General features: G+C 68.6%; 7 protein-coding genes. 5 read left to right on the top strand and 2 right to left on the bottom strand.

The window, feature by feature from the left end:
• Window positions 1-153: 153 nt before the first annotated feature.
• A complete protein-coding gene (locus tag ABZT87_RS27840) occupies window positions 154-1,104 on the bottom strand; it encodes a malate dehydrogenase (protein ID WP_354855392.1) in 951 nt (316 codons plus the stop codon).
• A 128-nt stretch (window positions 1,105-1,232) separates the two neighbouring features.
• Window positions 1,233-2,093, bottom strand: coding sequence for a bifunctional methylenetetrahydrofolate dehydrogenase/methenyltetrahydrofolate cyclohydrolase (locus ABZT87_RS27835; RefSeq protein ID WP_355139184.1), 861 nt, complete (start codon window positions 2,091-2,093; stop codon window positions 1,233-1,235).
• Between the two features lie 448 nt (window positions 2,094-2,541).
• Between ABZT87_RS27835 and ABZT87_RS27830 the strand changes: the two genes are divergently transcribed.
• From ABZT87_RS27830 to ABZT87_RS27810, 5 genes are all read left to right on the top strand, one after another.
• Complete coding sequence (locus tag ABZT87_RS27830) at window positions 2,542-4,143, top strand: ABC transporter substrate-binding protein (RefSeq protein WP_354855390.1); 1,602 nt, start codon at window positions 2,542-2,544, stop codon at window positions 4,141-4,143.
• 199 nt (window positions 4,144-4,342) lie between these two features.
• Entirely contained in the window at window positions 4,343-5,281 is a 939-nt protein-coding gene (locus ABZT87_RS27825) for an ABC transporter permease (protein WP_354855389.1), read from the top strand.
• A gap of 72 nt (window positions 5,282-5,353) precedes the next feature.
• Window positions 5,354-6,310, top strand: a complete 957-nt coding sequence (locus ABZT87_RS27820) for an ABC transporter permease (protein ID WP_355139182.1) — start codon at window positions 5,354-5,356, stop codon at window positions 6,308-6,310.
• Window positions 6,311-6,317: 7 nt separating this feature from the next.
• A complete protein-coding gene (locus ABZT87_RS27815; RefSeq protein ID WP_355139180.1) occupies window positions 6,318-7,355 on the top strand; it encodes an ABC transporter ATP-binding protein in 1,038 nt (345 codons plus the stop codon).
• The gene (locus tag ABZT87_RS27810) at window positions 7,339-8,373 is read left to right on the top strand and encodes a dipeptide ABC transporter ATP-binding protein (protein ID WP_355139178.1); all 1,035 of its coding nucleotides are present in this window, start codon (window positions 7,339-7,341) and stop codon (window positions 8,371-8,373) included. Before ABZT87_RS27815 ends, ABZT87_RS27810 begins: the two co-directional genes overlap by 17 nt.
• The last annotated feature ends 49 nt before the right edge of the window (window positions 8,374-8,422 follow it).

The raw sequence follows: 8,422 nt of genomic DNA, 5'->3' as shown, positions 1-8,422 counted from the left end.
CCCACTTTCTCCCCCCTCACCCCTTACCCGCTGTGGTTTGTTTGGTTTTTTTTTGTGTCGTTGTTTTTTGTCGTGTGGGGGGGGGGGGGGGGGGGGGGGCGGGGGGGGGGGGGCGGCGGCCCCCCCCCCCCCCTCCTGCGGGTTGGGTACGAACTACATGCTGGAGATGTCGCCCTGCTTGGCGCGGACGGCCTCGGCGGCGGCCAGGAGGCTGGCCAGCTCGTCGGCGTCCAGGTCGGTCTCGACGATCCGACGGACACCCTCGCGGCCGATCTCGGCCTCGACACCCAGGTAGACGCCGGAGATGCCGTACTCACCGTCGACCCAGGCGCAGACCGGCATGACGTCGCCGGAGTCCTCGGCCACGGCCTTCGCCATCCGCGCCGCGGCGGCGGACGGGGCGTAGTACGCCGAACCGGTCTTGAGCAGCGCGACCACCTCGGCGCCACCGTTGCGGGTCTTGACGACCAGCTCCTCGATCTGCTCGGCCGGCATCGCGTCACGCAGCGGCTTGCCGTTGACGGTGCTCTTGGACGGCACCGGGACCATGGTGTCGCCGTGCGAGCCCAGGGTCAGCGTGCGTACCGACGCCACCGGCACGTTCAGCGCCTCGGCGACGAAGTTGCTGAACCGGGCGGTGTCGAGCATGCCGGCCTGGCCGAGCACCCGGTTCTTCGGGAACTGGGTGGCGAGCTGCGCCAGCGCGGTCATCTCGTCCAGCGGGTTGGAGACGACGATGACGACGGCGCTGGGGGCGTACTTGGCCACGTTCTCGGCGACCTGCCGCACGATCTTGGCGTTGGTCTCCAGCAGGTCCATCCGGCTCATGCCCGGCTTGCGGGGCAGGCCAGCGGTGATGACGACGACGTCGGAGCCCTCGATGGCCTCGTAGCCCTCGCCGTTCGGGCCGGTGGTCACGCCGACGACCTTGGTCTCGAAGCCCTCGATGGCCCGCGACTGGTTGAGGTCGAGCGCGAGGCCCGCGGGCTTGCCCTCCACGATGTCGGTGATCACAACGGTGTCGAAGACGTCGTACTCGGCCAGGCGCTGTGCGGTGGTGGAGCCGTAGAAGCCAGCCCCGACGACAGTGACCTTCTTACCCATGGTCGTCCCACTCCCTGATACCAGTCGGTTTTCCGGACCGTATCAGCCATCCTGGCACTGATCGGGCCAGGGGCGGACAGTTATGACCGGACAGACGCGAACGGCACTCGTGGGACAGCGTCGACGCGTCAGCCGCGCTCGGCGCGCTCCACGACGTTGGTCAGCAGCATGGCGCGGGTCATCGGGCCGACGCCGCCGGGCATCGGAACCAGCGCGCCGGCCGTCTCGGCCACCTCCGGAGCGACGTCGCCGGTGTAGCGGCCCTTGCCGTCCGGGCCGATCACCCGGGTGATGCCGACGTCCACGACGACGGCACCCGGGTTGATCATGTCGGCGGTCAGCAGCCCCGGTACGCCGGCCGCGACGATGACGATGTCGGCGGCCCGGGTGTGCGAGGCGAGGTCGAGGGTGCCGGTGTGGCACAGGGTGACGGTGGCATTCTCGCTGCGACGGGTGAGCAGCAGGCCGAGCGGACGGCCGACGGTGTTGCCCCGGCCGACGACCGCCACGGTGGCACCGCGCAGCGCCACGTCGTGGCGGCGGAGCAGCTCCACGATGCCGCGCGGGGTGCAGGGCAGCGGACCGTCGTAGCCGAGGACGAGACGACCCAGGTTGACCGGGTGCAGGCCGTCGGCGTCCTTGGCCGGGTCGATGAGCTCCAGCACCCGCTGGGTGTCCAGGTGGGCGGGCAGCGGCAGCTGGACGATGTAGCCGTGGCACGCCGGGTCGGCGTTCAGCTCGGCCAGGACGTCGTCGACCTGCTGCTGGGTGGCGTCGGCCGGCAACTCCCGGCGGATCGAGGCGATGCCCACCTCGGCGCAGTCACGGTGCTTGCCGTTGACGTACGCCTGGCTGCCCGGGTCGGCCCCGACCAGGACCGTGCCGAGCCCGGGGGTGATGCCGCGCTCCGCGAGAGCCTTCACCCGTATCCGCAGCTCGTCCTTGATCTCCGCCGCGGTCGCCTTGCCGTCCAGAAGCGTCGCCGTCACCACCAGATCGTCTCATGTCCGGCACGTGCCGTTCCGGCGACCTCACTCCGGACGGCCGCCGAGGCACCGGCCACACCACCGAAGGTCACGATGAGTTACGTGTTGCTCATCACTCTGGGTGACAATTTGTGGACCTTGTCACCGAGAAAACGGTCGCCGTCTGCGCACGCGGCGGATACCGGACGGACCCGCCGGAGGCGGCCGAATCCCTGCCAGCAGACCCCACGACACTTCGGCCTTGTTGGCGAATGTGCAGCCCAGAGCCGCTTGTCCGGTTTGGGCTAGCACGCACGAGGGAGCCGCGCAAGGAAGACGTCCTCGGACCGTTACGCACCCGCAACCGGGCCGTTGTCGACGGCCGGTATCTCGACCTACCGTTACCGCTTGTTGCGCAGCGTAAACCCAGCGTCGGGCCTGACTGCGCAGCGTGAGGAGATGAGGAGGCTCTATGCGAGTTCGTAGACTCGCCGCCTGGACCGCCCTCCCGCTCGCGGTGACGCTGGGCCTCGCGGCCTGCGGCAGCGGCGGAGACGGTGGATCCGGCGGCAACGGCAGTTCGGCGGTCAGCATTCAGATCGCCGAGCCCCAGCACCTGGTTCCGACCAACACCACCGAGACGTCCGGGTCGCAGGTGCTCGCCGGCCTGTTCAGCCCGCTCGTCGACTACGACGCCCAGAACAAGCCGTACGAGGTCGCCGCGCAGTCGATCACCTCGTCCGACAACACGGTCTGGACGATCAAGCTTAAGGACGGCTACACCTTCCACAACGGCGAGAAGGTCACGTCCGAGGACTACATCAACGCGTGGAACTACGGCGCCTACGCGCCCAACGGCCAGGGTGGCAGCTACTTCTTCGAGAAGATCGCCGGCTACCAGGACCTGCAGGGCGACAAGCCGAAGGCCAAGGAGATGTCCGGCCTGAAGAAGGTCGACGACCTGACCTTCCAGGTGACGCTCAGCGCTCCGTACATCGATTTCAAGACGATGCTCGGATACAACGCGTTCTACCCGCTGCCGGACGCCGCGTTCTCGGCTCCGGGCGTGCTCAAGGACTCTTACGAGCAGGCACCGATCGGTCAGGGCCCGTTCAAGATGAAGGGCACCTGGCAGCACGACAGCAAGATCGACGTCGAGCGGTACGACGCCTACCCGGGCGAGAAGCCCAAGGTGCAGGACGTCGAGTTCCGGGTCTACCAGCAGCTCACCGCGGCCTACGCGGACGTGCTGGGCGACAACCTGGACGTGCTCCCGACGATCCCGACCGAGAGCCTCGGCAACGCGCCGACCGACCTGGGCGACCGGTACCAGACCAGCCCGATGTCGTCGTTCCAGTTCCTGGCCTTCCCGACGTTCGACAAGAACTTCAGCAACCCGGACGTGCGCAAGGCCATCTCGATGGCGATCGACCGTGACGAGATCACCAAGTCGGTCTTCAAGGGCTCGCAGACGCCGGCGCGCTCCTTCGTCTCGCCGGTCCTGCCGGGCTACCGGGAGAACACCACCGGCGCGTCGGGTGAGTTCAACCCGACCGAGGCCAAGAAGCTCTACCAGGCCGCCGGCGGACCGTCGAAGATCGTCATCTCCTACAACGGCGACGGCGGTCACAAGGACTGGGTCGACGCGACCGCCAACCAGCTGAAGGCCAACCTGGGCGTGGACGTTGTCGGCTCGGCCGAGCCGAAGTTCGCCGACCTGCTCACCAAGGTCGAGAAGAAGCAGCCGGTTGGCATGTTCCGGCTGGGCTGGGTCATGGACTACCCCTCCATGGAGGACTACCTCGGCCCGCTGTACAGCACCAACGGCTCGTCGAACTACTACGGCTACAGCAACCCGGAGTTCGACAAGCTCGTCAAGGAGGGTTCCGCCGCCAAGACGCAGGACGAGGCGATCGCCAAGTACCAGCAGGCGGAGGACATCCTGGCCAAGGACATGCCGGTGATCCCGCTCCGCTTCGGCGAGAACGTGTACGGCACCTCGTCCAAGGTCAAGAACGTGCAGATGGACCTGTTCCAGCGGGTCAACCTCATCAAGATCGAAGCGGCCAGCTGAGCTGACCAACGGATTCGGGCCACCCGGGCGACGACGCCCGGGTGGCCCGGACCGCGCTGTCCGGCGCGGACCCACGCGTGGGCCCGGAGTCGGTGGCGCCGGCCTCCCCCGGGCCGGACGGCACGTCTCGGATATTTCGGGTACGACCAGAGATGCCGTCCTGCGACCCTTTCGCATATTTCCGGAGAGACTGCTAAGCATGTTCCGCTACATCTTGCGGCGCCTACTGCAGATGGTCCTGGCGTTCTTCGGGACCACCCTGATCGTCTACGCGCTGATGTTCGCCGGCCAGGGCGACCCCATCCAGGCCCTCGCGGGCGAACGCCCGGTGACGCCGGCCCAACGGGCCTACCTGACGGAGAAGTACCACCTCGACGCGACAGGCGTCGGCGGCTTCTTCTACCGCTACTTCGACTACGTCAAGAACCTGCTCCAGGGTGACCTCGGCCAGTCCCTGACCGGCCGCCAGATCGGCGACATCCTGCAGGCGGCCTGGCCGGTCACCCTCAAGCTCGCGCTCATCGCGCTCGCCGTGGCGATCATCTTCGGAGTCAGCGCCGGCGTGGTCGCCGGCATCCGCCGGGCCAGCATCTTCGACAACTCGACGCTGGTGCTGACCCTGCTCGTGCTGGGCATCCCGACCATCGTGCTGGCGCCGCTCGCCCAGTACTTCCTGGGCGTCAAGTGGCAGCTCTTCCCGCCCACCGCCGGCTCCCAGCCGACGTTCTACGCGCTGCTGCTGCCGGGCATCGTGCTCGGCTCGCTGTCGCTGGCCACCGCGCTGCGGCTGACCCGTACCTCGGTGGCCGAGAACCTGCGCGCCGACTACGTCCGGACCGCGCGGTCCAAGGGCCTGGTCAAGCGCCGCATCGTCACCGTCCACGTGCTGCGCAACTCGCTCATCCCGGTGGTCACCTTCCTCGGTGTGGAGCTGGGCAACCTGATGAGCGGCGCGATCATCACCGAGGGCGTCTTCAACATCCCCGGCGTGGGCTTCAACCTCTTCCGCGGCATCCGCACCGAGGACGGCCCCCTGGTGGTGGGCATCGTCAGCGTGCTCGTCGTGGTCTACCTGGTCTCGAACCTGGTGGTGGACGTCCTGTACGCCGTACTCGACCCGAGGATCCGCTATGAGTGAGCGCAGCGAACGAATCATCAGCGCAGCGTGCTTGGGCTCTCATGCCGGCGCCGAGCGCAGCGAGGTGCAGGCATGAGTGACTTTGAGACTGTGGCGGCCACCGAGAACCAGGCCGCACGACGTGGCCCCTCGGGCGAGCCGGGCGCCCCGAACCAGGTGGGCGCGCCGCAGAAGCCGCGCAGCCTGGCCGGCGACGCCTGGCGCGACCTGCGCCGCAACCCGATCTTCTGGATCTCGCTGGCACTGGTCGTCATCTTCACCCTGATGGCGCTGGCCCCCGGCGTGTTCACCTCGAACAGCCCGAACGACTGCCTGCTGTCCCGACAGCACGCCGGGCCGTCCGGCGGGGCCATCTTCGGGTACGACTTCCAGGGCTGCGACACGTACTCCCGGGCCGTCTACGGCACGCGGGCCTCGCTGCTGGTCGGCGCGCTCGCCGCGCTCGGCACCGGCATCATCGCGCTGGTCATCGGCATGCTGGCCGGGTACTTCGGTCGCTGGGTCGACGCCGTGCTCTCCCGGGTGATCGACGTGGTGCTCGGCATCCCGCTGCTGCTGGCCGCGATCGTGCTGCTCAAGCGGGTGTCCAGCGGCAGCGACAACGCGCGGATCGCCGCGGTGATCTTCGTGCTGGCCATTTTGGGCTGGACCACCGCCGCCCGGGTGGTGCGCTCCTCGGTGATCACCGCCAAGGAGCAGGACTACGTGGCGGCGGCCCGGATGCTCGGCGCCGGCAACGGCCGGATCATGTGGCGGCACATCCTGCCGAACTCACTGGCCCCGGCCATCGTCGTGCTGACCATCGCGCTCGGCTCGTTCATCGCCGCCGAGGCGACGCTCTCCTTCCTGGGCATCGGCCTCAAGGCGCCGACCATCTCGTGGGGCCAGGACATCGACACCGGCCGTATCCACATGCGGGAGGCGGCGACGCCGCTGATCGTCCCGTCGGCCTTCCTCGCGCTGACCGTGCTGGCGTTCATCATGCTCGGCGACGCGATCCGTGACGCCTTCGACCCGAAGTTGCGGTGACTCTCTGATGACCCACTCCACCGTCGAACCCACCCCCGCCTCCCCCACCCTTGAGGGCGGCCACCTGCTGGAACTGCGGGACCTGCACGTCGAGTTCCGGACCAACGAGGGCGTGGCCCGGGTGATCAACGGCGTGTCGTACCACCTGGACGCCGGGGAGACCCTGGCGGTGCTCGGCGAATCCGGCTCGGGCAAGTCGGTCACCGCCCAGGCGATCATGGGCATCCTGGACACGCCGCCCGCGTTCGTCCGCTCCGGCCAGATCCTCTACCGGGGTCAGGACCTGCTCACGGCGTCCGAAGAGCAGCGCCGGCAGGTCCGCGGCAAGGAGATCGCGATGATCTTCCAGGACGCGCTCTCCGCGCTGAACCCGGTCTTCCCGGTCGGCTGGCAGATCGGCGAGACGCTGCGCCAGCGCTCCGGCATGTCCCGGGGCGACGCCCGCCGCCGGGCCGTCGAGCTGATGGACCTGGTCAAGATCCCCGGTGCCGCCAAGCGGATCGGCGACTACCCGCACCAGTTCTCCGGCGGCATGCGGCAACGCGTCATGATCGCCATGGCGCTGGCGCTGGACCCGAAGGTGCTGATCGCCGACGAGCCCACCACCGCGCTCGACGTCACGGTGCAGGCCCAGATCATGGACCTGCTGGCCGACCTGCGCCGGGACCTCAACATGGCGATGATCCTGATCACCCACGACCTGGGTGTGGTCGCCGGCGTCGCGGACCGGATCGCGGTCATGTACGCGGGTCGGATCGTCGAGCACGCCGACGTCCGCTCGCTCTACAAGGCGCCGGCCCACCCGTACACCAAGGGGTTGTTGGAGTCGATCCCGCGGATGGACGTCCGCGGCCAGGAACTGTCGACGATCAAGGGGTTGCCGCCGAACCTGATGCGCATCCCCTCCGGCTGCCCGTTCCACCCCCGGTGCCCGTACGTGCAGCAGGTCTGCGTGGACGTGGTGCCGCACGACCTGGTCCTCGGCGACGGCCGGACCAGCGCTTGCCACTTCGCGCAGGAGGTTCGTGATGACAGCGCCCGCTAGCTCCACCAAGGTCCGGGGCGAGACCATCCTCTCCGTCGACAACCTGGTGAAGCACTTCCCGATCAGTCAGGGTGTGCTGTTCCAGCGGCAGATCGGCGCCGTCAAGGCCGTCGACGGCGTGAGCTTCGAGCTGCGCCGGGGCGAGACGCTGGGCGTGGTCGGCGAGTCCGGCTGCGGCAAGTCCACCCTCGCCCGGCTGCTGATGCGGCTGGAGACGCCCACCTCGGGCCGGGCCACCCTGGAGGGCAGGGACCTGTTCAAGGCCTCCGGGGGCGAGCTGCGCCGGCTGCGCCGCAACATGCAGATGGTCATGCAGGACCCGTACACCTCGCTGAACCCGCGGATGACGGTCGGCGACATCATCGGTGAGCCGTTCGAGATCCACCGGGACGCCGCACCGAAGGGCAGCAAGGCCAAGCGGGTGCAGGAGTTGCTGGACCTGGTCGGGCTCAACCCGGAGCACATCAACCGGTACCCGCACCAGTTCTCCGGCGGTCAGCGCCAGCGCATCGGCATCGCCCGGGCGCTCGCCCTGCGGCCCGAGATCATCGTCTGCGACGAGCCGGTGTCGGCGCTGGACGTGTCCATCCAGGCCCAGGTGATCAACCTGCTGGAGCAGCTCCAGGACGAGCTCGGGCTCTCCTACATCTTCATCGCGCACGACCTGTCCGTGGTCCGGCACATCGCCGACCGGGTGGCCGTGATGTACCTCGGCCGGATCGTCGAGATCGGCACCGAGGACGAGATCTACGAGCGTGCCACCCACCCGTACACCCAGGCGCTGCTCTCGGCCGTGCCGGTGCCGGACCCGGAGGTACGCGACCAGCGCAACATGATCCGGCTGGTCGGCGACGTGCCCAGCCCGGCCGACCCGCCGAGCGGCTGCCACTTCCGCACCCGCTGCTGGAAGGCCCAGGACATCTGCGCCACCCAGGACCCCCAGACGGTCCCGAGAGCGGCAGACCCGCACCCCTCGGCCTGCCACTTCGCCGAACTCCGCCCGGTCACGCCAGCCTGACCCCAAAGGGGCAGTTGATCATGAAGTTATTGCCCTGCACATCGGCGTG

The sequence above is a fragment of the Micromonospora sp. NPDC005237 genome (genome assembly GCF_040607775.1).
GTDB lineage: Bacteria > Actinomycetota > Actinomycetes > Mycobacteriales > Micromonosporaceae > Micromonospora.
Note: the sequence above shows the minus strand (reverse complement) of the source record. Positions and strands in the feature narration are given on the sequence as shown.